This is a genomic window from Actinoplanes palleronii (genome assembly GCF_016862315.1).
GTDB classification, from domain to species: domain Bacteria; phylum Actinomycetota; class Actinomycetes; order Mycobacteriales; family Micromonosporaceae; genus Actinoplanes; species Actinoplanes palleronii.
Genome location: NZ_BOMS01000085.1, coordinates 58,793 through 83,827, shown reverse-complemented (window position 1 = coordinate 83,827; position 25,035 = coordinate 58,793). Strand labels below are relative to the sequence as shown.

At 69.5% G+C, this 25,035-nt stretch carries 19 protein-coding genes and 1 riboswitch; of the genes, 12 read left to right on the top strand and 7 right to left on the bottom strand.

Annotated features, from left to right (window positions below; genetic code table 11):
* Positions 1-331 precede the first annotated feature (331 nt).
* On the bottom strand, positions 332-928 hold the full coding sequence (locus Apa02nite_RS27295) for a TIGR03086 family metal-binding protein (protein ID WP_239164603.1): 597 nt from the start codon (positions 926-928) through the stop codon (positions 332-334).
* A gap of 103 nt (positions 929-1,031) precedes the next feature.
* On the opposite strand from Apa02nite_RS27295, the gene Apa02nite_RS27290 reads away from it, so the two are divergent.
* Positions 1,032-1,439 (top strand): MarR family winged helix-turn-helix transcriptional regulator, encoded by a 408-nt coding sequence (locus Apa02nite_RS27290; RefSeq protein ID WP_239164602.1) that lies wholly within the window; start codon positions 1,032-1,034, stop codon positions 1,437-1,439.
* 146 nt (positions 1,440-1,585) lie between these two features.
* Here Apa02nite_RS27290 and rnhA read toward each other — a convergent pair whose 3' ends face one another.
* Positions 1,586-2,056 carry a ribonuclease HI gene (gene rnhA, locus Apa02nite_RS27285; RefSeq protein ID WP_203827506.1) on the bottom strand — a complete coding sequence of 157 codons (471 nt, stop codon included), beginning with the start codon at positions 2,054-2,056 and terminating at the stop codon, positions 1,586-1,588.
* Positions 2,057-2,268: 212 nt separating this feature from the next.
* On the opposite strand from rnhA, the gene Apa02nite_RS27280 reads away from it, so the two are divergent.
* The 10 genes from Apa02nite_RS27280 to Apa02nite_RS27235 all read left to right on the top strand — a co-directional run bounded on the left by Apa02nite_RS27280 (position 2,269) and on the right by Apa02nite_RS27235 (position 17,106).
* Entirely contained in the window at positions 2,269-3,189 is a 921-nt protein-coding gene (locus Apa02nite_RS27280; protein WP_239164601.1) for an ABC transporter ATP-binding protein, read from the top strand.
* The gene (locus Apa02nite_RS27275; RefSeq protein WP_239164600.1) at positions 3,186-3,947 is read left to right on the top strand and encodes an ABC transporter permease; all 762 of its coding nucleotides are present in this window, start codon (positions 3,186-3,188) and stop codon (positions 3,945-3,947) included. Before Apa02nite_RS27280 ends, Apa02nite_RS27275 begins: the two co-directional genes overlap by 4 nt.
* A gap of 106 nt (positions 3,948-4,053) precedes the next feature.
* The gene (locus Apa02nite_RS27270; RefSeq protein WP_203827505.1) at positions 4,054-4,890 is read left to right on the top strand and encodes an ABC transporter ATP-binding protein; all 837 of its coding nucleotides are present in this window, start codon (positions 4,054-4,056) and stop codon (positions 4,888-4,890) included.
* Entirely contained in the window at positions 4,887-5,672 is a 786-nt protein-coding gene (locus tag Apa02nite_RS27265; protein ID WP_067684365.1) for an ABC transporter permease, read from the top strand. The genes Apa02nite_RS27270 and Apa02nite_RS27265 overlap by 4 nt, the downstream gene beginning before the upstream one ends.
* Positions 5,669-6,808: a sensor histidine kinase gene (locus Apa02nite_RS27260; protein ID WP_203827504.1), complete on the top strand. Its 1,140-nt coding sequence runs from the start codon at positions 5,669-5,671 to the stop codon at positions 6,806-6,808. Before Apa02nite_RS27265 ends, Apa02nite_RS27260 begins: the two co-directional genes overlap by 4 nt.
* On the top strand, positions 6,805-7,422 hold the full coding sequence (locus Apa02nite_RS27255) for a response regulator (RefSeq protein WP_203827503.1): 618 nt from the start codon (positions 6,805-6,807) through the stop codon (positions 7,420-7,422). Before Apa02nite_RS27260 ends, Apa02nite_RS27255 begins: the two co-directional genes overlap by 4 nt.
* Positions 7,423-7,607: 185 nt before the next feature.
* A complete protein-coding gene (locus tag Apa02nite_RS27250; protein WP_203827502.1) occupies positions 7,608-12,842 on the top strand; it encodes a Calx-beta domain-containing protein in 5,235 nt (1,744 codons plus the stop codon).
* Between the two features lie 226 nt (positions 12,843-13,068).
* A riboswitch (cyclic di-GMP riboswitch) is annotated at positions 13,069-13,147 on the top strand.
* 312 nt (positions 13,148-13,459) lie between these two features.
* Positions 13,460-16,480 carry a Calx-beta domain-containing protein gene (locus Apa02nite_RS27245; protein WP_203827501.1) on the top strand — a complete coding sequence of 1,007 codons (3,021 nt, stop codon included), beginning with the start codon at positions 13,460-13,462 and terminating at the stop codon, positions 16,478-16,480.
* Positions 16,481-16,591: 111 nt separating this feature from the next.
* On the top strand, positions 16,592-16,849 hold the full coding sequence (locus tag Apa02nite_RS27240) for a type II toxin-antitoxin system Phd/YefM family antitoxin (protein WP_203827500.1): 258 nt from the start codon (positions 16,592-16,594) through the stop codon (positions 16,847-16,849).
* On the top strand, positions 16,846-17,106 hold the full coding sequence (locus tag Apa02nite_RS27235) for a Txe/YoeB family addiction module toxin (RefSeq protein ID WP_203827499.1): 261 nt from the start codon (positions 16,846-16,848) through the stop codon (positions 17,104-17,106). The genes Apa02nite_RS27240 and Apa02nite_RS27235 overlap by 4 nt, the downstream gene beginning before the upstream one ends.
* 42 nt (positions 17,107-17,148) lie before the next feature.
* On the opposite strand, the gene Apa02nite_RS27230 is transcribed toward Apa02nite_RS27235, so the two are convergent.
* Genes Apa02nite_RS27230 through Apa02nite_RS27220 form a run of 3 tightly spaced genes read right to left on the bottom strand, consistent with a single transcriptional unit; the run spans position 17,149 to position 21,454 of the window.
* Positions 17,149-19,110 (bottom strand): ABC transporter ATP-binding protein, encoded by a 1,962-nt coding sequence (locus Apa02nite_RS27230; RefSeq protein WP_275412530.1) that lies wholly within the window; start codon positions 19,108-19,110, stop codon positions 17,149-17,151.
* Positions 19,107-20,843 carry an ABC transporter ATP-binding protein gene (locus Apa02nite_RS27225; protein ID WP_203827498.1) on the bottom strand — a complete coding sequence of 579 codons (1,737 nt, stop codon included), beginning with the start codon at positions 20,841-20,843 and terminating at the stop codon, positions 19,107-19,109. Before Apa02nite_RS27225 ends, Apa02nite_RS27230 begins: the two co-directional genes overlap by 4 nt.
* Positions 20,837-21,454, bottom strand: a complete 618-nt coding sequence (locus Apa02nite_RS27220) for a TetR/AcrR family transcriptional regulator (RefSeq protein ID WP_203827497.1) — start codon at positions 21,452-21,454, stop codon at positions 20,837-20,839. The genes Apa02nite_RS27225 and Apa02nite_RS27220 overlap by 7 nt, the downstream gene beginning before the upstream one ends.
* Before the next feature lie 121 nt (positions 21,455-21,575).
* Between Apa02nite_RS27220 and Apa02nite_RS27215 the strand changes: the two genes are divergently transcribed.
* Positions 21,576-23,231 carry a sulfatase-like hydrolase/transferase gene (locus tag Apa02nite_RS27215; protein WP_203827496.1) on the top strand — a complete coding sequence of 552 codons (1,656 nt, stop codon included), beginning with the start codon at positions 21,576-21,578 and terminating at the stop codon, positions 23,229-23,231.
* Positions 23,232-23,364: 133 nt separating this feature from the next.
* On the opposite strand, the gene Apa02nite_RS27210 is transcribed toward Apa02nite_RS27215, so the two are convergent.
* Both Apa02nite_RS27210 and Apa02nite_RS27205 read right to left on the bottom strand, forming a co-directional pair.
* Positions 23,365-24,342, bottom strand: a complete 978-nt coding sequence (locus tag Apa02nite_RS27210) for an Acg family FMN-binding oxidoreductase (protein ID WP_203827495.1) — start codon at positions 24,340-24,342, stop codon at positions 23,365-23,367.
* Between the two features lie 69 nt (positions 24,343-24,411).
* A complete protein-coding gene (locus Apa02nite_RS27205; protein WP_203827494.1) occupies positions 24,412-24,996 on the bottom strand; it encodes a DUF1684 domain-containing protein in 585 nt (194 codons plus the stop codon).
* Positions 24,997-25,035: the final 39 nt, after the last annotated feature.

The following is a 25,035-nucleotide window of genomic DNA, read 5'->3' as shown; positions in this document are numbered from 1 at the left end:
GCGCCGCAACTTCACACGCTGGTTGTTGCGCCCTGTTGTGTGGGGTTTTTGGGTGCGCTGGGCGCCGTAACTTCACGCGCTTGGTTGGCTGGCTGTTGCGTGGGGGTTTTGGGCGCGGGCGGGGAGTGGCTTTGCCCTTGGCTTGGTGGTGGGGGCGGTATGGGTGCGCGAGCGGGGTTTGTGTGCGGTTGGTGCCCCTGTGGGGGCGGTGGAAGGACGCAGTTCGGTATTGCGGGCGCGTGCCGCCCTGGCTCAGGCCTGGGGGTGCACGGGAGTGGTCGTTCTGGTTGGCGTGGGGAGGTGGGTGCCGGGGTCAGGCAGAAACGCCTGGTCAGGACGGGTCGCGGCCCAGGAGCAGGAGGATCTCGGTGAGCGGGTCGGTGCCGGGAAGGACGGGGTGAGCCGGGGCGAACGCGGCGTCCGGGGCCAGCCGGGTGGGGCCGTCGGGGACGGCGCGGGCGATCGGGAGGGCGGCGGCCAGGGTGTCCGGGCTCGGTGCGTAGGGAAGGGACAGGGTCGTCGCCACGTCCCAGCCGTGCACCACGTAGTCGACCAGGTGGAAGCGGAGCGCCAGGTGGCCGGGGAAGGTGCGGTCGGTGCTCAACTCGGGCAGGTCGAAGGGGCGGTCGAGGACGTCGGCCGGTGCGAAGGCGTCGAGTACCGCGGTGGTGGCCTCGGCGTACCGATGGAGAAAATCCGCGTCGGGGCGCGTCGGAGTCCAGGCGGTGAGGTCGGCGCCGCGGCCGTGAGCGGCGGCGGCGAAACCGTGGTGCTGCGCGGTCATGTGCCCGAGCAGGGCGGCGAGGTCCCAGCCGGCGCAGGGTGTCGGGCGGGTGAGGTCGTCCGGGGTGGCGTGCGCGACCAGGTCGACGGTGGCGCGGACGGCGGCGGCGTGGATCTGACGGAGGTCCTCGGTAATGGTAGGCATCTGCCTACGATCTACCTAAGCCTACTATTCGTCAACCCCGATCGGTGCCGGGCCGCGGAGACTGTCGCGCGGGGAGAGGTCGCGGGCGTGAAAGGCTGCGCGAGTGGAGAGGGACGATCTCGGCGCGATGGTTTCCCGGGTGGGGCGGCGGCTGCTGGCGATGGAGCAGCCGATCCTGGCCCGGCACGGGGTGTCGATGTGGGCCTACATCGTGCTTAACGCGCTGGCCAGCGGGCCGATGCGGACCCAGGCGGCGCTGGCGGCGAGCATCGGTGCGGACAAGACCCGGCTCATTCCGGTGCTCGACGACCTGCAGCAGCGCGGGCTCATCGAGCGTGAGCCCGACCCGGCCGACCGCCGGGTGCGCCTGCTCGGGCTGACCGATATCGGTCACGCTCGGCATGGGGCGGTGCAGGCCGAGATTCGGGCCGCGGAGGACGTGATGCTGCGGGACCTGCCGGCGGACGACCGCGAGGCTTTTTTGCGTACGTTGGCCGCGCTCGACCGCTGAACTCCCCGATCGTGGTGAGTCGCGGCCGAATATGCGCACAAATCGTCAAGATCGCGGCTCAGCGCCGGGAGAGCGGCGGCGGGAGCGGCGGTGCCACGAGCGCGGCGGCGGGAGCGGCGGTGCCGGGAGAGCGGCGGCGGAGCCGGCTATGTGGGGGAGGCGGCGGCTACTGCTTCCTGGAGGCCGCGGGTGGCCAGGCGGTCGGCGCGTTCGTTCTCCGGGTGGCCGGCGTGGCCCTTCACCCAGTGCCAGCGAACTTCGTGCCGGCGGACCGCGGCGTCGAGGAGCTGCCAGAGGTCCACGTTCTTGACCGGCTGGCGGGCGGAGGTCTGCCAGCCGTTGGCGCGCCAGCGTGACACCCACTTGGTGATGCCGTCCCGGACGTAGACGCTGTCCGTGTAGATGTCGACGACCAGCGGGGCGCGGTTCAGGGTCTCCAGGGCGCGGATCGGGGCCATCAGCTCCATCCGGTTGTTGGTGGTCGAGCCGGCCTCGCCGCCGCACAGATCTTTTTCGGCCTTGCCCCAGCGGAGCACGGCGCCCCAGCCGCCCGGGCCGGGATTCGGCGCGCAGGCCCCGTCGGTGTAGATCTCCACGACGCGGCTCTGCTCACTCATGCCGCGAACCCTACCGAAACCCGCCCGGCCCACCCCACCACCCGCGAGGAGGATGAGTGAGGGGGTCCTGGGTAGGACGCGGCGGGCGCGGCCGGTGGCGAGAGTGAGTGAGGGAGACCATCGGAGGGCTTGCCGAGATCGGGCACCGGCTCGGCTCGCCGTATGGTGGCCGGAGGCGGATCGGATGGGCGGAGCTCATGGTGGGTGGCGACGTGGCCGCGGTTGAGGTACGAGACGTCGTGGTGCGCTACGGCGACACGACAGCCGTCGACGGGGTGTCCCTCAGCGCCCCGCGCGGGCGGGTGCTCGCGCTGCTGGGTCACAACGGTGCGGGCAAGACCAGCCTGCTCCAGGTCTGCGAGGGGTTCCGCAAACCGGACGCCGGCACTGTGCGGATCCTCGGGATGGACCCGGTCGCCGAGCACGACGCGCTGATGCCGCGCCTGGGCATCATGCTGCAGTCCGGCGGCGTCTACCCGTGGGCCGCGGCCGGGGAGATCCTGCGCCTGTTCGCCTCGTTCGCCGCGAACCCGCTGGACACCGAGATGCTGATCGACCGGCTCGGACTCCGCGCAGTGGAGAAGACCCGGTTCCGCCGGCTCTCCGGGGGCGAGCAGCAGCGGTTGAGTCTCGCGGTCGCCCTGGTCGGCCGCCCCGAGCTGGTCTTCCTCGACGAGCCGACGGCCGGGATGGACACCGAGGCCCGGCACACCACCTGGCAGCTGATCGAGGAGCTGCGCGCCGACGGCGTCTCCGTGCTGCTCACCACGCACCTGCTCGACGAGGCCGAGCGCCTCGCCGACGACGTGGTGATCATGCGGTCCGGCCAGGTGGCGGCGACCGGCACGCCGGCCGAGCTGACCGCCGCGGCCGGGATCGACCTGCTCGAGGTGCGCGCCGACCCGGGTCTCGACCTGACCGGGTTGAAGGCCCGCCACGAGGTCGCCGAGAGCTCACCCGGGGAGTACGCGATCACCGGCGCCCTGGACACCCGCGCGCTGGCCGACGTGCTGGGCTGGTTCGCCGGGGTGGACGCGCACGTCACGGCGTTGAGCAGCCGCCGCCGCACCCTCGAGGACGTCTACCTGTCGCTGACCCGGCAGACCACCACCACGGTTGGAGCCGCGAAGTGAGCACCGGAACGTTCGCACCGGCACCCGGCCGGGCACCGATGCGCACCGTCATCGCCCGTCAGATCCGGATGGAACTGGTGCTCACCGCGCGGCGGGGCGAGGCAGTCGTGCTGGCCATGGGCGTACCCCTGCTGGTTTTGCTCGGAGCGGGCCTGACGCATGCCACGAACCTGCCGACCGACGACCGCCTGGGTTTTGTGGTTCCCGGCGTGCTGGCGCTGACCGTGATGTCGACCGCCTTCACCGGCCAGGCGATCACCACGGGGTACGAGCGCAGCTACGGCGTCCTGAAGCGCCTCGGCGCCTCCCCGCTGACCCGCCCGGGCCTGCTGCTCGCCAAGACCGCCGCGGTGCTGGTCCAGATCGTGTTCCAGGTGCTGTTCCTGGGCCTGGTCGGTGTGGTGGTCGGCTGGCGGCCGGAGCTGAGCCACCTGCTGCCCGCGGCCGGGGTGACCGTGCTGGCCGCGGCCGGATACAGCGGCCTGGCGTTGCTGCTGGCCAGCGTGCTGAAGCCGGAGACCACCACCGGCGCGGCCACGCTGATCTACGTGCTGATGCTCTCGGTCGGCGGGATCATGTTCGCCGCGCCGGACCTGGGCACGGCCGGCTGGTTCCTGCTGCCGCTGGCCGCGCACGCCGAGGCGCTGCGGGACACGCTCAGCGGCGGTGGCAGCATCCCGCTGTCGATCTGGCTGGCGCTGGGCGCGTGGGCGGTCGTCTGGCTGACCGCAGCCGCCCGCAAATTCCGCTGGGAGTGATCTTTCCAAGACGGAGTGGACGGCGGCTGTCCATCGATCGGTGGACAACCGCTGACCCCCGCGCGGTCGTCCCGCCGGAACCGCCCGGAACGGGACGATCGTCGGTATGGAAGCGATCGAGGTAACGGGTCTGCGGAAGACCTATCAAGGCAGAGAGGCCGTCGCCGGGATCGACCTGGTCGTCGCCCGCGGCGAGATCTTCGCGCTGCTCGGCCCGAACGGCGCCGGCAAGACCACCACCGTCGAGATCCTGGAGGGGCACCGGCGCCGCAACGGCGGTGACGTGCGGGTGCTCGGCGAGGACCCGGGCACGGCGGGCCGGTCCTGGCGCTCCCGGATCGGCATCGTGCTGCAGGACGCCGACGACGCCGCCGACCTCACGGTGACCGAGATGGTGCGGCACGTCGCCGGTTTCTACCCGGAGCCGCGCACGGCCGACGAGGTGATCGAGCTGGTCGGCCTGACCGCCAAGAAGACCAGCAAGATCCGTACGCTCTCCGGCGGCCAGCGCCGTCGCGTCGACGTGGCACTCGGCATCGTCGGCCGCCCCGAGCTGCTCTTCCTGGACGAGCCGACCACCGGGTTCGACCCGGAGGCGCGCCGCCAGTTCTGGGACCTGATCCGCACCCTGGCCGGTGACGGCACCACGATCCTGCTCACCACCCACTACCTGGACGAGGCCGAGGCGCTCGCGGACCGGCTCGCGGTGCTGGCCGGCGGGCAGATCGTCGCCGAGGGCACCCCGGCGACGCTGGGCGGACGGGCCGCGGCCGGCGCCAAGGTGAGCTGGCAGGAGGGCGACCGGACCCGGACCGAGCAGCTCGCCGACCCCACCGAGCTGCTCCGCAAGCTGGTCGCCGACGGCGCCGACCTGCGCACCCTGACGGTCACCCGGCCCACCCTCGAGGACACCTACCTCACCCTGATCGGAGCGCGGAAATGACGAGCATGAGCCTGGCCCGGGGCCACGTGGAGGTCCTGCAGTTCCTCCGCGACCGCACCTCGGTGGTCTTCACGTTCCTGTTCCCGGCGCTGCTCCTGCTGCTGTTCGGGACGATCTTCGGCGACTCGTACGACCAGGCCGGGGTCAGCGCCAGCCAGGTGTACGCGTCGAGCATGCTCGCCTACGGCATCCTCACCACCGGCTTCGTCACGATGGGCGCGGGCCTGGCGATGGACCGTGAGGACGGGACGCTGAAGCGGCTGCGGGGCACGCCGTTGCCGCTCACGTCGTACCTGATCGGGAAGTTGATTTTGGTTTTGACCATGGCCGTCGCGGAGGCGGCGCTGCTGATCCTGGTCGGGGTCGTGGTCTTCGACATGCCGCTGCCGGACGCGAGTCACTGGCTCACCTTCGCCTGGCTGTTCGGCCTGTCGGTGATCGTCTGCACCCTGCTCGGCGTCGCGGTCAGCGGCATCGTCAAGCACGCCCGCAGCGCCGGTGCGATCCTGAACGTCCCGGTGGTGATCCTGCAGTTCATCTCGGGCGTCTTCATCCACCCGATCACCCAGCTGCCGACCTGGCTGATCACCGTCGCCTCGCTCTTCCCGGTCAAGTGGATGGCGCAGGGCTTCCGGTACGTCTTCCTGCCGGACAGCATGAAGTCCCTGGAAGCGGCCGGTGCCTGGGAACTCGGGCGGATCGCCATGGTGCTCGGCGCGTGGTGTGTGATCGGATTGGTGCTGTGCCTGGCGACCTTCCGATGGAGCGAAAAGGACCGATGACCGCACCATCGGCCGCCCCGCCGTCCCTGGCCCGGCTGTGGGACCTCTACTTCATCGCGATCGAGATCGCCGTAGCGGCCGCGATCTTGCTGACCGACACCTCCGCCGAGCGGAAGTGGCTCAGCCTCGGCACGGTCGCCGCGATGGTCCTGCTGCACGTCACGATCGGCGCGCGGCTGATCCGAACCGGTCGGGACGACGTGCTCTCGTTCGCCGTCCTGACCTGCCACATCGTGCTGTTCGCCGTGGTGGTGATCGCGTTGCCGGTCGCCACCTGGCTGCTCTTCGTGATCATCCCGATGGCCTTCCAGCTGGCCTCGCTGCGGGTCGCGATCGTCGCGGTGGTGGCGGCGAACGCGGTGCCGGTCGTCGCCGATCTGGTGACCGGGTCCGGCAGTGTGCTGATGGACCTGGTCATCGCGGCGATCTCGGCGACCGCCGGCATCCTGCTCGGATTCTGGATCATCCAGGTGATCCGGCAGAGCACCGACCGCGCCAACCTGATCGCCGAGCTCGAGGAGAGCCGCGCCGAGGTGGCCCGGCTCTCCCACGAGGCCGGCGTCACCGCCGAGCGGACCCGCCTGGCCGGCGAGATCCACGACACCCTGGCGCAGGGCTTCACCAGCATCATCACGCTGGTCCAGGCCGCCGATCCGGGGCTGCGCGACGAACGCCTGGCGCTCGCGGTCCGCACCGCGAAGGAGAATCTGGCGGAGAGCCGGTCCCTGGTCGCCGCCCTCGCACCGTCCGCGCTGGATTCCGGTCTGCTGGATTCGGTACGCCGCCAGGCCGCGCGTTTCACCGAGGAAACCGGAGTTCAAGCCCTATTTCGTACGACGGGGGAGCCCCGCGATCTGCCGACCGCCGTGGAGGTGGTGCTGCTGCGGGCGGCTCAGGAGGCGCTGACCAACGTGCGTCGGCACGCCCGGGCGAACGAGGTGGGTGTGCTGCTCGCCTATTCGCCGTCCGCAGCCCGGGTGGTGGTGCGGGACGACGGGTGCGGGTTCGATGCCGGGGCGGTGGGCGGGTTCGGGCTGCGCGGCATGCGGGCACGGGCCGAGCAGGTGGGTGGCACCTTGACCGTGCGCAGCGATCCGGACACCGGCACCACCGTCGAACTGGAGGTCCCCGCGTGATCCGGATTCTGCTCGTCGACGACCACCCCGTCGTACGCATGGGGTTGCGCGGCATGCTCGACGCCGAACCGGACCTGACCGTGATCGGCGAGGCCTCCTCCGGTGCCGAGGGCGCCGACCTCGCGCTCCGTGAGCGTCCCGACATCGTCCTGATGGACCTGCGGATGCCCGGCGGCGACGGCGTCGAAGCGACCGGCCGGATCCTGGCCGCCGACCCGGGCATCCGGGTGATGGTGCTGACCACCTACGAGTCGGACCGCGACATCCTGCGCGCGATCGAAGCCGGCGCCAGCGGCTATCTGCTCAAGGACGCGACACCGGCCGAACTGGCCGAGGCGGTACGGGCGGCGGCGCGGGGGGAGACGGTGCTGGCGCCCAGCGTCGCGTCGACGCTGGTGCGGCAGGTGCGGAGCCCGGCGCCGCCGGCGCTGTCGGCCCGGGAGACCGAGGTGCTGCGACTGGTGGCGGCGGGGCTGACGAACGCCGACATCGGGAAGCGGTTGTTCATCGCGGAGGCGACCGTGAAAACGCATTTGCTGCGGGTCTTCAACAAGCTCGACGTGGCGGACCGCACGGCCGCGGTGACCACCGCGATGCGGCACGACCTGCTGTAGCGGGACGCGCGGACTGGTACACGGCAACCGCGGTGATCGATGGGCGCGGAAACCGGGAACAGCCGGATATGCCCGCCGGTGGCGGCCATACTCATCCGGTGTGACGCGTTTTAGCAGCTCAATGCGCTGATCACGGTCCGATCTTTCGGCCTCTCGCCCGATGGTGGCGATCAGAGGAGAAGCGCATGCGTTATCGGGTCCCCCCGCGGTTGTGGTCGCCGTCGAGGTTTCGGAGTGCACTCTCGGTCGCGGCCGCCGCGGCACTCGGCACGCTTCCGGGCATCTTCGTGTTCGCCCCGCCCGCCCGCGCGGACGGCGACTACACCATCACGATCAGCGTCGAAGACGGCCTGGCGGAAGGCACGTCGGACTCGATCAGTCAGTACATCAACGTCATGCTGAGTCCGGCGCCGGACGGGCCGGTCACGGTGCACGTGCACACCGAGGCCGACGGAACCGCGACCGTGGACGACGACTTCCTGGCGCTCGACGGCGACCTGACCTTCGACGCCGCGGACACCGCCAAGCAGGTGGCAGTGCCGATCATGGGCGACGACGTCTACGAACCGGGCGGTGAGACGTACTCCTTCGTGGTGGACAGCCCGGGGCACGAGGTGGGGGAGGGGACCGGCCCGCACGAGATCACGATCCCGGACGACGACGCCGCGCCGACGGTTGCCTCGCTCACCTTCGGCACCGTGCTGGACGAGGGCAGCGCCGAGACGGGCCCGCACGACGTGCCGTTCACCGTGGAGCTGAGCAACCCCAGCAGCACCCCGATCATCCTGAAGGTGACCGGCGACGACGACACCGCGGTGCAGCCGGCCGGCACGGTGGGCGGCGCGGACTACGCCGTGCCGGACACGGTGACGATTCCCGGCGGCAAGAAGAGCGAAGACTTCGCGGTGACGGTCATCGGGGACGACATCTTCGAGAAGGACGAGACCGCCGTCGTCTCGGTGGCACCGGCGGACGGGCAATCCCCGGTGTCCGGCGAGGCAAGCGCCACGCTGACCATCACGAACGACGACCACGCGCCGGGGGTGGCGGTCCCGGCGCTCACCCAGGCCGAGGGCACGACGATGGTGCTCGACGCGCTGGTGATCGGTGAGACGCAGGAACCGATCCCCTGGACCGCGTCGGTGTTCCCGGCCTGGGTCGAAGCCGGCCGCCCGGCGGCGTTTGCCGATTTCTCCGCCAGCGTGGTCGCCTCCGGAACGATCCAGCCAGGAGACGGGCACGTCGATCTGGGCACGGTCAGCCTGGCCGAGGACCAGGCCGACGAATTCGCGGAGACCTTCAACGTCGTGGTCGATCTGGGTGACCTGAACATGAACGGGTACCCGTCCGGCAACCTGCAGACGATCGAGGACAAGGACTCCGACCTGCCGCCGCTCATCGTCGGGTCCGACCCGGTCACCCTCAAGGAGGGCGCCTCCTTCGACGTGCCGTACTCCCTCGACTTCGACGACGTGCCCGGCAACACCGCTACCAGGACCGAGAAGCCGGTGTCGGCGAGTTGGACGCTGTCCTCCGTCGACGCCACCTCCGGCTCGGACTACAGCGGCGAGACCAGCGGCACCCTTGCCTTCGAGCCGGGCTCGACCGCCGGGAGCATCCACGTGACCACCGAGGCCGACGCCGACGTGGAGACCGACGAAACCCTCAGCCTCGAGCTGAGCGATCCGCAGAGCGCCGGCGGCCTCGTCAAGAACCCCGTCCCCATCACCATCACCAACCGGGTCCGGCCGGACTTCACCGTCACATCCGAGGTGGCGGCCACCGAGGGCCAGGCGGATCCGGCCACGTTCACCGTCACGCTGACCGAGCCGGCCGCCGAGGACGTGCACTTCGACGTCTCGATCGCCGACCAGAGCACCGCCGCGGGGGACTACACCCCGCCGCCGGTCGAACTGACGATTCCGGCCATGTCCCAGACCGGCGAGATCGAGGTGCCGATCCTCGACGACGAGGTCTACGAAACCACCGAGACGGCGACCCTCACCGTGGTCCTGGACGGGGAGGAGACGGGCTCGACCGCCACCCTCTCGATCGAGGACGACGACACCGCCCCGACGCGACTGGACGTCCGGACGTTCGACCAGGAGGAGGGCGCCCACGTCGAGCTCGGCGCCGACGTGAGCAACGCGGGGCAGGACTCGATCCTGTGGACCGCGGAGGTGAAGCCGGGCACGTCCGGCGACCCGGCGGAGGCCGGCGACTTCACCACCGGCGACCTGGTGCTCTCCGGTTCGATCGAGCCCGGGGACGACCACATCGACCTGGGCGCCGCCGATCTGCTGGTCGACCAGACCGACGAGTTCCCGGAGACCGTCGACGTCGTCGTCAAGCTGGGTGCCGACGGCGCACTGGGCACGTTCTCGGCGACGTCGACCATCGAGGACGCGAGCACCGAGCTGGGACCGAACGTCATGGCGCCCGACCCCGCCCGGATCGTCGAAGGCCAGAGCGCCTCGCTCCCGGTCCGGCTCAGCTTCGCCGGCATGCCGTGGAACACCGCCACCAAGACCGAGAAGACGGTCGAGGTCGACTACGCGCTCAACCCGGAAACGGCTGAAGGCACGGCTACCGAAGATGTCGACTACGCGGGTGACACGTCCGGCAGGCTCGTCTTCGCGCCGGACCACCTGCAGGAGCCGATCACGTTCGAAACGGTCGCGGACGACGTCGAGGAGGGTGGCGAAACAGTAGTCGTCGATCTGAGCAACCTGGTCAACGCCTCGGGGAGCAACCCGAGCCAGACCGCCGCCACGATCGTCGACTCCGCCGACCTGCCGACCTTCGGCGTATCCCCTGAAGTGCAGGTCACCGAGGGGGACGACGCCTACGCCCGGGTCACCGTCACACTGAGCGCCGCGGCACCCGGCGACGTCGAGTTGGACATGTCGATAGGGGAGGGGACCGCCGACACCGACGACTTCTCAGCGCCGGACGACGGGATCCTGACCATCCCCGCCGGGCAGCGAACCGCCACGATCGACATGTCGATCACCGACAACGAGGTGTACGAGGCCACCGAAGACGTGGCGGTGACGGTGAGACTGCTGGACGAGGAGGCCGACGCGACCGGGGCCGAGCAGACCAGCAAGATCATTATCGCCGACGACGAGTCGGTGCCGACGATCACGCTCAACGCGGCGCCAGGTGCGGAGGGTGACGAGATCGACGTGATCGCCACGCCGAGCGGGCCGGCGCAGAACGACATGCTCTACGACCTGACGTTCACCGGCGCGACCAGCGGCGGGGCGAACCCGGCCGAGGCCGACGACTACTCGGTGGACGACCTCGAGACGTTCGGGTCCATCGCCAGGGGCAGTGCGGGTCCGGTGTCGATCCACACGATCTACCTGCTCGACGACGCCATCGACGAGCCGGTCGAAACCCTGACGATGACCGCGACCAACACGACCGTGGAGGGGGTCGACCCGGTCGTCACGACGTACACCATCACGGACGACCCCGCCGACCTGCCGCCCACCGTCTCGGTCGGGGACGTGAGCGTGCAGGAGAACGCCGGCGTCGCCGACGTACCGGTCCGGCTGGCCTTCGCCGGCGGCAACGGCGCGACCGCCAGCGAGCAGCCGGTGACAGTCGCCTACCGCATCCTGCCCGGCACCGCGGACACCGCCGACTATTTCGCCACCGCCGAGGGATCGTTGACCCTGCCGGCCGGCGGGCGCGATGCCGTGATCCACATCCCGATCGTCGACGACATCCGCGTCGAGACGAGCGAGTACTTCCAGGTCCAGGTGCTGTCGGCCGGTCCGGCCGGCGCCACCGTCGGAGCGGGCACTGGCACCGTCACCATTCTGGAGAACGATCGGAACCTGCCGGTGCCATCGTTCGCGGTGACCGGCGACGTGCTTGCCGCCGAGGGCGGCACCGCGAGCTTCAAGGTCACGCTCAGTGCGCCGGCGCAGGAGGCCGTCGACTTCACCGTCGGCATGCAGCCGGGCACCGCCACGCCCGGCGGGAACGACGATGGCGAGACCGACTACACCGACCCGCCCCGGGCGCTGCGGATCCCGGCGGGCAGCACGAGCGCCACGCTCGACGTGCCGATCCGCCAGGACACCGTCTGGGAGGGCGACGAGTCGGCCCGGCTGTCCGTGGAACTCGCCGCCGGCGAGTTGGACGCCGCCGGCCCGGCCCAGCAGGGCCAGCTGACGATCACGGACGACGAGACCAAACCGGCGATCACGCTGAACCAGACCTCGGCGGCGCTCATGGAGGGTGACACGTTCGAGCTGGCCGGAACGATCACGGGGGTAGCGCAGCGCGACCTGACCTTCGACAGCCCGGTGGTCGCCACGTCCGCCGAGAACACCGACTACGACCTGACCGACGACGAGGTCACGATCCCGGGCGGCACGCTCAGCGGCAGCAAGGTCAAACTCGGCTCGATCCACTTCAACCGGGACGCCACCGACGAGGACACCGAGACCCTCAGGGTCTCCTTCGGCGGGAACGTGCTGACCTTCCAGGTCGCCGACGACCCGGCCGACACCCCGCCGGCTGTCACGATCGGCGACGCGATGGTGGGGGAGAGCGACGGGTCGGCCGAGCTGGCCGTTTCCCTGACTTTCAGCGGAGGCACCAAGGCGACCGAGCGGACCATCACGGTGCCCTGGGCGACCGTCGGTGGCACGGCCGACGCGGGCAAGGATTACACCACGTCGAGCGGTCAGCTGACGCTGACCTCACTGTCTTCGACGGGCACCATCCGCGTTCCGGTCCTGGCCGACAAGCGGGACGAGGCGACACAGACATTCACCGTACGACTGGGAGCGCCGTCCCCGGCCGGCGTCACCCTGGCCAAGCCGGACGGCAAGGTCACCATCACCGATGACGACAAGCCGTCCGCGCCCACGCTGACCGCACCGGCCAGCATCGTCGGCCCCGGCAGGGTCACGCTGTCCGGGGTCGCCGGGGCGAACGCCCAGGTCGAGTTGCTCCGCGCGGTCGGCACGTCCGGTGGCTCGTTCCGGGAGGCGATGACGACGACGGCTGACGACGACGGGGTCTACCGGTTCACCCTCACCTTCGCCCTCGGATACCGGGTGATGACCAGGGCCAACAAGCTGACCTCGCCGGTTCGTACGGTCTCGGTGAAACAGGACCCGACCCTCGTGGTGGTCTCGTCCTCGAAGGGCACCGTGACGATGGCCGTCCGGGGCGACCCGGACGAGCCCGGCCAACGGGTGATCATCCAGCGGCGGGTGTCCGGCGAGTGGCGAGAGGTCGACACCGGCGAGCTCAATCGGGCCGGGAAGTACACCACCACGCTGCGGTCGCTGAAGTCCGGCGGTACGTACGTGTACCGGGCCGTGATCGCTTCCACGCCCTCGATCGGCGTGCTCTCCGGCGCTTCGGACCCCGAAACCGTCAAGGTCAAGTAACCCGGTTTTCCCCGCTGGCAGCCGTTGTCGTGGGTACCCTCGCGCCCGGCCCGACCTCCGTGACCCGAGCACGTGAAGGTCTCTCTGCCGGAAAAAGGCGTTCCGCCGAAAAGGGGCTGATATGCCGGTTAGATTACGTATGGCTCCGCCTCACGTGGCTCGTAAGTCCCGTGTTTGCGCTGCTGAGGGCCGGTCACGCCGGCACCCCCAACCGCCCTAGGTGCGGTACCCGAACAGGCAAACCCGTCGTAAGGCGGGGGCGCAAAGCCAGGGGCCTCCCCGCTGGAGGTAGCCCAGCCGCCGAAGGAGACAGGAAGAGAATGCGTCATCGACCAATCCAAACGGCGTCGCAGGAGCGAGTGCCGTTGACACTCTGGGGACGGAAGCGGATCCGGACAGTCCTGGCGACCGTTGTTGCTTCCGCGGCTGGCCTTGTCCCCGGTGTCTTCGTTGCTACGCCGGCCTTCGCGGCTGCCGCTGACAACCTGACGATCACGAGTGCGGCGAACTGGGAAGGCGGCGACCTCGTCTTCAAGCTGACCTACACCGGGAACGTTCCGGCGTCGTTCGGCATCACGACGGGCGGTGGCACCGCTACCGGTAGCGCAGCCTTCAACATGACCGATGGCACCACGGACTACGACAACGACGCGTTCACGACGCCAGTGACGTTCCTGGCATCGAGCGCGAGTAGCCCCAGTACCGCCACCATCACGATTCCCACGAAGATCGACACCGACTCCGTGGACGAGACGTTCACGGTCACCGCGACGAACTCGGCTCTCAACGGCGGTGCCGGCGACAGCAGCGTGGAGACGGCCACCGGCACGATCTGGGCCTGGAGCAGCAACGACATCACCCTCGGTGGCTCGACCAAGGTCGTCGAGAGCACCAAGACGGTGACCGTCACGGCGCAGTCCACCTATCCGCAGGCGCACGACGTCGTCATCCCGGTGAAGACGGCGGACCCGTCGCGGGCGGCTCTCAGCGCCGGCAACTACATGACCACCTGGGCTCGGTCGACCGGCGGTGACTTCCGGGACTTCACGGCGCTGGCCTCCGATGCCGTGATTACCATTCCGGCCAACCAGACGACCGGCTCCACGACGGTCTCGATCAACGACGACACCGCGGACGAGACCGACACCCAGTACTTCGACGTGGCGGTGGACACCGGCCGCGCGGTGCTGGGCGGTGCCAGGGTCTCCGGCCAGGACGTGGTCGAGATGGCCCTCACCGACAACGATGACAAGCCGACCCTCAGCATCGCCGACTCCGTGTCGGCGAAGGAGGGCACCCGCCTGTCGTTCCCGGTGTCGCTGTCCAACCCCTCGGAGACGGCCACCACGTTCGATTTCACCTCGGCCGGCGCGGTCAGCGGCAACACGCCCGCGGCCACCAACGGCACGGACTTCACCAACGAGTCCGCCATCTCGAAGACGATTCCGCAGTACGGCAAGCTGGTGAACGTTCCGGTCACGACCCTTGTGGCACCGGCCAGCACCTGGGAAGGGCCGGAGAACGTCAGGGCCACGATCGCCAACGCCAGCTCGAACGCCACTCTCGGGACCGCCGCCAGCGCGAACGGCACCATCACCGACGCGGAAGCCGGCCAGACGGTCGAGTACAGCGCCGAAACGCCGTTCAACGCCGGGTCGGACACCTGGACCGAGGGCAGCAACGGCCCGACCGACAAGATCATTTACGTCAAGTTCGCCAGCGATTCTCCACTGCCGGCGACGCTGAGCTACTCCTTCGTCGACGGAACCGCCAAGAACGGTGTCGACTACGTGGGCAAGTCGGGAAGCATCACGATCCCGGCGGGTTCCGACGGTTCCGACGGCACGAAGGCGCTGCAGATCCCGGTCAGCATCATCGGTGACCGGATCGCCGAGGACGACGAGACCTTCAAGCTGCACGTGACCAGCACGAGCGGCGTCGCCGACGACGCCAGCCTCGGTGACCTCACGTTCATCATCGACGACGACGACTCGGCGCCGATCTGGACCACCGCGGACGCGACCGTCCAGGAGGGCAACAGCGGTACCACGCTCGCCCGGGTCCCGATCAAGCTGAGCAGCGCGGCCGGGACGGACGCGACCTTCACCGCGACGATCGCGGACGTCAGCGCGGTCGAGGCCGGCACCGCGGCGGGCTCGAACGACTACGACCTGCCGAAGAGCCTGACCGCCACGATCAAGGCCGGCGAGACGACCGGTTACTTCGAGGTGCCGGTCAACGGTGACGCGGTCTACGAGCGGGACGAGACGTTCACCGTCACGTTCGTCGGCTCGGGCAACGTGGGCACCACCGGCGACAGTGTGACCCAGTCGCGGGTGACCATCGGCAACGACGACCAGCAGCCGAAGCTGACCTTCGCGACCGCCAGCGGCACCGAGGGTGGCACGGTCACCGTCGCTCCCACCGTGGTCGGTCAGTCCCAGTACCAGTACGACATCGGCTTCACCGCCGGCAGCACCGGTACTGACCCGGCGACCGTCGGGTCCGACTTCGAGATCCCGACCGGCCTCGCCAGCGCCATCGCCACCGTCCCCGTCGGGTACGAGGGCGCGCTGTCCAAGATGACGGTGCCGTTCACCCTGCCGGCGTTCAACCTCTTGAACGACGACATCGACGAGCCGGTCGAGACCTTCTCGGTCACGGCCAACGAGGTCTCGTCGGTCCTGAAGGGCTTCACCACCTCGACCGCGATCGTGAAGATCGCGGACGACCCGCTGGACACCCCGCCGGCCGCCTCGGTCGCCGACGTGTCGTCCAACGAGAAGGACGGCTGGGCGATGGTCCCGGTCGACCTGGCCTTCACCGGCGAGGCGACCTCGACCACGCAGACCGTGACGATCCCCTGGTGGACCGAGAACGGCACGGCGATGGCCGGCAAGGACTACACGATGTCCAAGGGCACGCTGTCCGTGCCGCCGGGCACCATGAAGGCCAGCATCAAGGTCCCGCTGATCGATGACAAGGCCAAGGAAGACAACGAGACCTTCACGGTGCGGCTGGGTAACCCCGGCCCGCTGGGCGCCTCGGTCATCAACGGCGACTCCACCGTCACGATCAAGTCGGATGACGCAGCGTCGGTCACACCGACCCTGATGCTCTCCGGTCCGGCCAAGGGCGTCGGCGGGGTCACCGCGTGGGGTAAGGCCGCTCCCGGCTCGGTCGTCGAGCTCTGGGGTGCGCCGCTGCCCACCACCGACCCGACCAAGACGAAGTGGCTCGCCAACGTCACGGCGAACAGCTCGGGCGAGTACAAGTTCGGCGCCCGGCAGATCTCCCAGGGCTGGACGTTCGTCGTCCGGTCCGAGGAGGTCAACTCCGCGGTCAAGATGGTCAAGCTGACCCAGGCTCCGGCCCTGACCGCGACCTCGACGAAGGGCAAGCTCAACGTCATGGTCGCCGGTAACCCGAAGGCCACCGGCCAGACGGTCACCATCCAGCGGTGGACCGGTGGCAAGTGGGTCACCCTGGCCTCCGGCAAGACCACCAGCACCGGCTACAAGGGCTCCTGGTCCTTCAAGTCGAAGACCAAGCTGACGGTCCGCGCCATGGTCTCCGGCAACAGTGGCATGGGTATCAACTCGGGCTACTCCGCCAGCAAGGCCGTAACCATCAAGTAAGCACCACCTGACCCGGAACCAGCGGGGGCGGCCGACAGGCCGCCCCCGCTGCTTCGTCTGTGCCTCATGCCGGGAAAGTGGTACCGAATCCGGTACGACTTGGGAGGTGTCATGACCGAAGCGATCAGTGCCAGTGAGGCACGCAAGACTCTCTTCCCGCTCATCGAGCGTGTCAACGACGACCACACCCCGATCGAGATCGTCTCCAAACGGGGCAACGCGGTGCTGGTCAGCAAGGCTGACTGGGACTCGATCGTGGAGACCAACTACCTGCTCCGGACACCCGCGAACGCCAGGCGGCTCATGGAGAGCGTCGAGCAGTGGCGCGCCGGCCTCGCCACCGAACGTGAGTTCGGTCCTGAGGAATGAAGCTGAGCTGGACCGATCAGGCCTGGAACGACTATCTGTATTGGCCGACCCAGGACCGCAGGACGCTCAAGCGCATCAACGCGCTGATCGCCGACATCAAGCGTGATCCCGACGGTCCGGGCATCGGCAAACCCGAAGTCCTGCGTGACAATCTCGCTGGTCTCCGGTCCCGGCGTATCGATGACGAGCACCGCCTGGTGTATGCCGTGACGCCGAATGAGATCACCATCGTCTTCTGCCGTTACCAGTACGAATGACGGAGCCGGCCCGCGATCATCGCGGGCCGGCTCTTCAAAGAGTCAGTCGATCTCGGCGACCGCCTGGGCGAACTGGGCCGAGTACAACCTGGCGTAAGCGCCGTCCGCCGCGATCAGCTCGTCGTGGGTGCCCTGTTCCACGATGGTGCCGTTCTCCATCACCAGGATCAGGTCGGCGTCGCGGATGGTGGACAGGCGGTGGGCGATCACGAAGCTCGTCCGGCCGGTCCGCAACGTCGCCATGGCCCGCTGGATCAGCACCTCGGTACGGGTGTCGACCGAGCTGGTGGCCTCGTCCAGGATCAGGATGCTCGGCTCGGCCAGGAACGCGCGCGCGATCGTGATCAGCTGCTTCTGGCCGGCGCTGACGTTCGAGCCCTCCTCGTCGATCGTCGTCTCGTAGCCGTCCGGGAGCATCCGGACGAAGCCGTCGACGTGTGCCGCCTCCGACGCCCGGACGATCGCCGCGAAATCGTAGGAGTCCGCGCCGTACGCCAGGTTCTCCGCGATCGTCCCGCCGAACAGCCAGGTGTCCTGCAGCACCATCCCGATCTGCTCACGCAACTGCTCACGGGGCATCGTCGCGATGTCCACCCCGTCCAGGGTGATCCGCCCGCCGGTCACGTCGTAGAACCGCATCAGCAGGTTGACCAGCGTGGTCTTGCCGGCGCCGGTCGGACCGACGATGGCGACGGTCTGGCCCGGCTCCACCGAGAGCGACAGGTTCTCGATCAGCGGCTGGTCGGGCAGGTACCGGAACGACACGTTCTCGAACGTGATCCGCCCTTCCACCGAGGAAAGCGAAACCGGAGCCGGGTCCGGACTCTGCTCCTCCGCGTCGAGCAGGGCGAACACCCGCTCGGCCGAGGCCACCCCGGACTGCACCAGGTTGGCCATGCTGGCCACCTGGGTGAGCGGCTGGCTGAACTGCCGGGAGTACTGGATGAACGCCTGCACGTCACCCAGCGACAACGAGCCGGACGCCACCCGCAGACCGCCGACGACCGCCACCAGCACGTAGTTCACGTTGCTGATGAACATCATGACCGGCTGGATCAGCCCGGAGATGAACTGGGCGCGGAAGCTGGACGCGTACAGCTTGTCGTTGTGACCGCGGAACGTCTCCTCGGCCTCATGCTGCCGGCCGAAGACCTTGACCAGCGAGTGGCCGGTGAACATCTCCTCGATGTGCCCGTTGAGCTGGCCGGTCGTCTTCCACTGGGCGACGAACTGGCCCTGGGCCCGCTTGCCGACGAACTTGGTCAGCCAGAACGACACCGGGATCGTGACGAGCGCGATCAGCGCCAGCAACGGCGAGATCCAGAACATCATTCCGAGTACGCCGACGACCGTCAGCAGCGCCGTCACCAGCTGGGCGAACGTCTGCTGCAGCGTCTGCGCGATATTGTCGGTGTCGTTGGTGGCCCGGCTCAGCACCTCGCCACGCGCCTGCTTGTCGAAGTACGACAGCGGCAGCCGGGACAGTTTCGCCTCGACCTGGTTGCGCAGGTCGAACACGGCGGTCTGCACCACCCGCGCGGTGATCCGGCCCTGCAGCACGCCGAACACCCACGCGAACAGGTAGACCACGGCCACCCAGAGCAGCACCCGCTTCAGGGCGTCGAAGTCGATGCCCCGGCCGGGTACGACGCTGTCCATGGCCGCGAGCATGTCGGCGACCTTGGTGTCGCCCTGCTGGCGCAGCCCCTCGACGGCCTGCTGCTGGGTGACACCGGCCGGCAGCATCTTGCCGACCACACCCTCGAAGATCACATCGGTGGCGTGCCCGAGCAGCCGCGGCCCGAGCACCGCGAGCGAGACCGAGACCACGCCGAAGAACAGCACCAGGCCGACCAGCGCGCGCTGCGGGGCGAGCATGCGCAGCAGGCGCTTGGTGGAGCCCTTGAAGTCCTGCAGCTTCTCCGGGGGCCCACCGGCCCCCATCATCATCCGGGCGGCCGGCGGACCGCCCATCGGCGGCCCGGGCCGGTTGGGCGCGGTCATGCGGTCGCCTCCTGCTCGGTCAACTGCGAAAGAACGATTTCCCGGTACGTCGGATTGCCGTCCATGAGTTCCTCGTGCGTCCCGGTCCCGACCACCTTGCCGTCGTCGAGCACCACGATCCGGTCGGCTTCCCGGATCGTGCTGACCCGCTGCGCCACGATCACCACGGTGGCGTCCGCGATGTGCGGGATCAGCGCGGCCCGCAGCGCGGCGTCGGTGGCGTAGTCGAGCGCCGAGAACGAGTCGTCGAACAGGTAGATCTCCGGCCGGTGCACCAGCGCGCGGGCGATCGCCAGCCGCTGCCGCTGCCCGCCGGACACGTTCGTGCCGCCCTGCGCGATCGGGGCCTCCAGCCGCCCGTCCATCTTCTCGACGAAGCCCTTGGCCTGTGCGACCTCGAGGGCCTCCCAGAGTTCCTCGTCGGTGGCGTCCGGGTTGCCGTACCGCAGGTTGGAGCCGACCGTGCCGGTGAACAGGTACGGCCGTTGCGGCACGATCCCGACCAGCCGGGCCAGCAGGCCGGGGTCGAGCTCGCGGACGTTCACGCCGTCCACCAGCACGCTGCCCTCGGTCACGTCGAAGAGCCGGGGGACCAGGTTGAGCAGCGTGGTCTTGCCGCTGCCGGTGGACCCGATGATCGCGGTGATCTCCCGGGGCCGGGCGATCAGTCGTACGTCGGAAAGAACAGCGGCCTCGGCCCCCGGATAGCGGAAGCTGACCGACTGCAGTTCCAATTCGCCGTGCCGGGTCACCTCGGTGATCGGCGCCGAAGGCGGCGTCACGCTGCTCTCGGTGCCGACCACCTCCTGGATGCGCTCGGCGCAGACCTCGGCCCGCGGGATCATGATGAACATGAAGGTGGCCATCATGATCGACATCAGGATCTGCATCAGGTAGCTGAGGAACGCGGTGAGCGCGCCGACCTCCATCGGCCCGCTGTCGATCCGGTGCCCGCCGAACCAGAGCACCGCGACGCTGGACAGGTTCACGATCAGCATCACGGTCGGGAACATCAACGCCATGATCTTGCCGGCCTTCAGCGAGACCTGGGTCAGGTCGTCGTTGGCCACCTCGTAGCGGGCCTGCTCGCGCTCGTCACGGACGAACGCCCGGATCACCCGGATGCCGGTGATCTGCTCGCGCATCACCTGGTTGACCCGGTCCAGCTTGACCTGCAGGCTGCGGAACAGCGGCCGCATCCGGCTGATGATCAGGGCGACGATGCCGATCAGGATCGGGATGATCACCAGGAGCAGCCCGGAGAGCGGGACGTCCTGGCGCAGCGCCAGCACGATGCCGCCGAGGCACATGATCGGCGCGGAGACCATCAGCGTGAACGTGAGCAGCACCAGCATCTGGATCTGCTGCACGTCGTTGGTGGTCCGGGTGATCAGCGACGGGGCGCCGAACTGGCCGACCTCGCGCGCCGAGAACGTCTGCACCTTGGCGAAGATCGCCTCGCGCAGGTCCCGGCCGACCGCCATGGCGGTGCGCGCGCCGAAATAGACCGCCACGACCTGCGCCGCGATCTGCAGCACGGTCATGCCGAGCATGCCGCCGCCGAGCTTCAGCACGTAGCCGGTGTCGCCCTTGATCACGCCGTTGTCGATGATGTCGGCGTTCAGGGTGGGCAGGTAGAGCGTCGCGAGCGTCTGCAGGAACTGGAAGAGCACGATCAGGCCGATCGTCTTCCGGTACGGCCGCAGATGCACACGAAGCAGTTTGATCAACACGTCACTTGCTCCCCCGTATGAGATTGAAGGATGCCGTCGAGCAGCAGCGACGCGAGCTCGTCGCCGCTGAATGCCTCGTCGCCGCCGAACGGGCCGAAGGTGCTGGCGCCGCAGTGGAGCATCAGCAGCCGGGCCGCCTTGGCCGCCGGGATGCGCAGCCGGGCCGCGTCCGGCTCGATCAGCACGGTGACCGCGGCCAGCAGGTCACCGCGGGTCAACGCCATCTGCTTGGCGGCCTCCGGGTGCGCGTCGCTCGTGAAGATCAGCTTCCGGGCGGCGTGCATCAGGTGCGCGTTCTCGGCGAACCGGGCGTGCACGATCTCGGCCGCCTGAGTGAGCCTGGCCCGCAGATCGGCCGCCGGATCGATGGCGGCGATCGCGTCGAGCGTGGGTTGCGGGTCGAGTGCCTGGACCATCGAGCAGACCACCAGCTGGGTCTTGTTGTCGAAGACGCCGAAGATGGTGCCCTCGGCGACCCCGGCGGCGTGCGCGATCTGCCGGGTGCTCACCTCGGTGCCGTGCTCGTGCAGCAGCGGGATGGTCGCCGCGATCAGCGCCGCCCGCCGGTCGTCCGGCGCCAGGGCCGGTTGTCGTCTGCGTCGGGATTCCACGACGGCCAGACTAATGAGCGAGCGCTCACTCATCCACTGACTTTTGTCATGGGTGGGTGCCGGACCTTTGTCACCGGAGGCCCGTCGAACCCGGGATGGCGCACAGGCGTATCAAGTGAACGTGAGCCAACCGAAGTCGTACCGCCGGGTCGTCCGTCACGTGACCACGGGTTTCGCCGCCATCCTGGTGTTCCTCGCACTGATCCTGCCGGACCAGATCACCCGCCTCCCGCCGGGTAACCACTGGCAGACCGCGCTGCTGCGGATCCCGATCGAGGCGCTGCTCGCCGGCGCCGTGCTGCTCCTGCTGCCGATCCGGTGGCGCCGGTGGACCGCGGCCGCGCTCGGCCTGGTGCTCGGCGCGCTCACTGTGATCAAGCTGGTGGACATCGGTTTCTACGCGATCCTGGCCCGCCGCTTCGACCCGGTCCTGGACTGGACGCTCTTCGACGACGGCTTCAACTTCCTGATCGACTCGGCCGGCCGGCCGTCCGCGACCGCGGTGGCGATCGGCGCGCTCCTCGGCGCGGTGCTGCTGATCGCCGGGATGACCTGGGCGATGCTGCGCCTGACCGTGGTCGCCGCCGGGAACCGCCGGCTCGCCTGGCCGGGTCTCGGCGTGGCCGGGGTGGCCTGGGTAGCGTTGTTCCTGACCGGGTACCAGCTCATCGGCGGGATCCCGGTGGCCTCGACCGCGGCCGCCGACCTGGCCCGCGACACCGCGCTGGCACTGCCCAAGGACCTGGCCGACAAGCGCAAGTTCCTGGCCGAGGCGCAGGACGACGCGTACCGGGACCGGCCGGGCGACCAGCTGCTCACCGCGCTGCGCGGCAAGGACGTGGTCGTCTCGTTCGTGGAGAGCTACGGCCGGGACGCGGTGGAGAACCCGGCGTTCAACGGCGCGGTGCTCACCTCACTCGCCGACGGTGACAAGAAGCTCGCCGCGGCCGGGTTCGCCGCCCGCAGCGGCTTCCTCACCTCGTCCACGGCCGGTGGCGGCAGCTGGCTCGCGCACTCGACGTTCCTGTCCGGCATGTGGGTCAACAACGAATCCCGTTACCGCAGTCTCGTCGCCACCGACCGACTCACCCTCACCAGGGCTTTCAAGAACACCGGACATCGTACGGTCGGGATGGAGCCCGGCGTCATCTTCGCCTGGCCGGAAGGTGCCTTCTACGGGTACGACCAGGTCTACGACAAGCAGGCCTTCAACTACCACGGCCCGCAGCTGAGCTGGTCACCGATGCCCGACCAGTTCGTGATGTCGCAGTTCCAGAAGCAGGAGTACGCCAAGCCGAACCGCGGCCCGCTGCTCGCCGAGATCACCCTGACCTCCAGCCACACCCCGTGGGCCCCGGTGCCGAGCATGCTCGACTGGGACCAGCTCGGCGACGGCAGCGTCTACGGCCCGATGGTGAAGAGCGCCGCCACGCCCAAGGAGGTGTGGAAGGACGACGCCCGGATCCGCACCGAGTACGCCCGCTCGATCGCCTACTCGGTCGACAGCCTGATCGGCTGGGCCGCCAAGTACGGCGACGACAACCTGGTGATGGTCTTCCTCGGTGACCACCAGCCGGCCTCGGTGGTGGTCGGCCAGACCGCCAGCCACGACGTGCCGATCACGATCGTCGCCAAGGACCCCAAGGTCTTCGACCGGATCGCCTCCTGGGGCTGGACCAGCAGCGTGAAGCCGGCCGCGGACGCGCCGGTCTGGCGGATGGACACGTTCCGCGACCGCTTCCTGACCGCCTTCGGCCCGGAGGGCGACCCGCACTGACCCATGGCCTCGCTCCGCTCGGCGGCATTTCGCCCCGGGGAGTCGATGACGAGAGCACCGAAAATGACCGACGCTTCGCTAGCCATTTTCGGCACTCTCGTCATCGACGGGCGAAATGCGCATCGGGTTGCTGCTACCCCTCTTCCAGGATGTCGATGACCTGATCGGCGGCCAGGCGCGGGGTGTGCGGGGGCGCGGTGTGCGCCGGGTCCTGCAGGCCGAGACGGATCGCCAGGTACGGCATTCCGGTCCCGCCCAGGATCCGGCGCAGTGCCTCCCGGGCGAACGGCACCTCGACCGGCCCGCTGAACGGCAGCAGGCTCACCGCGTGCTCGGTCGCCGACAGCCACAACCGGCTCAGCGACTCACCGGCTCGCAGCCAGTCCTGCTCGGCGTCACCGGGGCCGTACAGCACGGCGTACGTCGCGGCCCGGTCGTGCCCACCGCCGGCCGCGACCGTCCCGGCGGTCTGGAAGTCGCGTTCCGCGACAGTGGTCAGCGGCACCTCGACCGGCAGCGACGCGGACGGGATGCCGGTGCCCTCCGGTCGCTCACCGCCCACCCAGGCGGCCAGCTCGGCCCGCGCCCCGTCGTCGGCGGCCTCGGCCGACTGGGCGTGCTCCACCGCGACAGCCAGCTCCAGCACCTGGTCACGGCCCAGCACGTGCAGCCGCGCGCCGGACTGCTCGGTCGCCTTGACCAACTCGTCCAGCACCGTCTCGCTCACCGCCTCCTCGCCGACCGTGCGCCGGTCGGTCCGCCGCACCCGCAGCATCTGCAGGTGCCGGGTGGCCTCCGGCTCGGCCGGCCGGCGCTCACCCGGGGTGATCACCGCGAGCGGCGCGTCCGGGGTGAGGGCGGCGGGGCGGTCGACGGAGTACGCCCAGCCCTCCGCGTCCAGCGCCACCTGCGCGTGGTGCAGCGCCGCGCCGCAGCTCAGCAACAGCATCCGGGCGTCCGGGTCCTGCGCCTGCAGCTGCCGACCGGCGACCGCGAACAGCTCCAGGCGGTCGGCCCGGACCACCCACCGCCACGGCTGGGTGTTGTGGATCGACGGGGCGAACCGAGCCGCATCCGCCGCCTGCACCAGTGCCTGCTTGACCTCGCTCATACCTCGATAGTGACCGTGCCGACCGGCGCCCGATAAGGCCAAAGGTCCCGGTTCGGCCAGGTCAACGGGTCAGTGGTAGGTGAGTTCGCCCGCCTCGATCCGGTGGGTGAGCCGGTTCTCCGGTGGGGCGAGCGGGCACGCCCACTCGGGGTCGTAGGCACAGGACGGGTTGTAGAGGTAGTTGAAGTCGAGGCGGACCCGGTCGCCGCCGAGCCACTCGACACCGCGACCGTGGGTGCCCTTGACGGTGTCGGTCAGGTAGCGGCCGCCGCCGTACGTCTGCTTGCCGCACGTCTCGTCGCGGACCGGGAGGAACAGGCCTCCGCCGTAGGCGGCGATCCACCAGAGGGTCAGCTCGCCGAACGGTGTCTCGAGGATCGCCGACCGGGTGTAGCGGACGACACCGTCCGGGCCGCCGGTGTCGATGGTGAGCTCGCCCTCGGCCGTCCGCATCGGGACGTCGACGATCAGTTCCGGGTTCGCCGGGAAATAGCGGAGCCCGGTGAACTCCCGGCGCTCCCCGGCCGGGATCGGGGACTGCGGGTGGGTGGCGAACAGGGCGTCCCGCCGGGCTCGGAAATCGGCCAGGTCGGTCGCGTCCAGGTGGTTACGGGCGACCCTGGTCCGGAAATCGGCCAGCTCCAGTGACTGCATACCCGGAACGCTAGCCGGGGGATCCGCCCAGCTCACCCC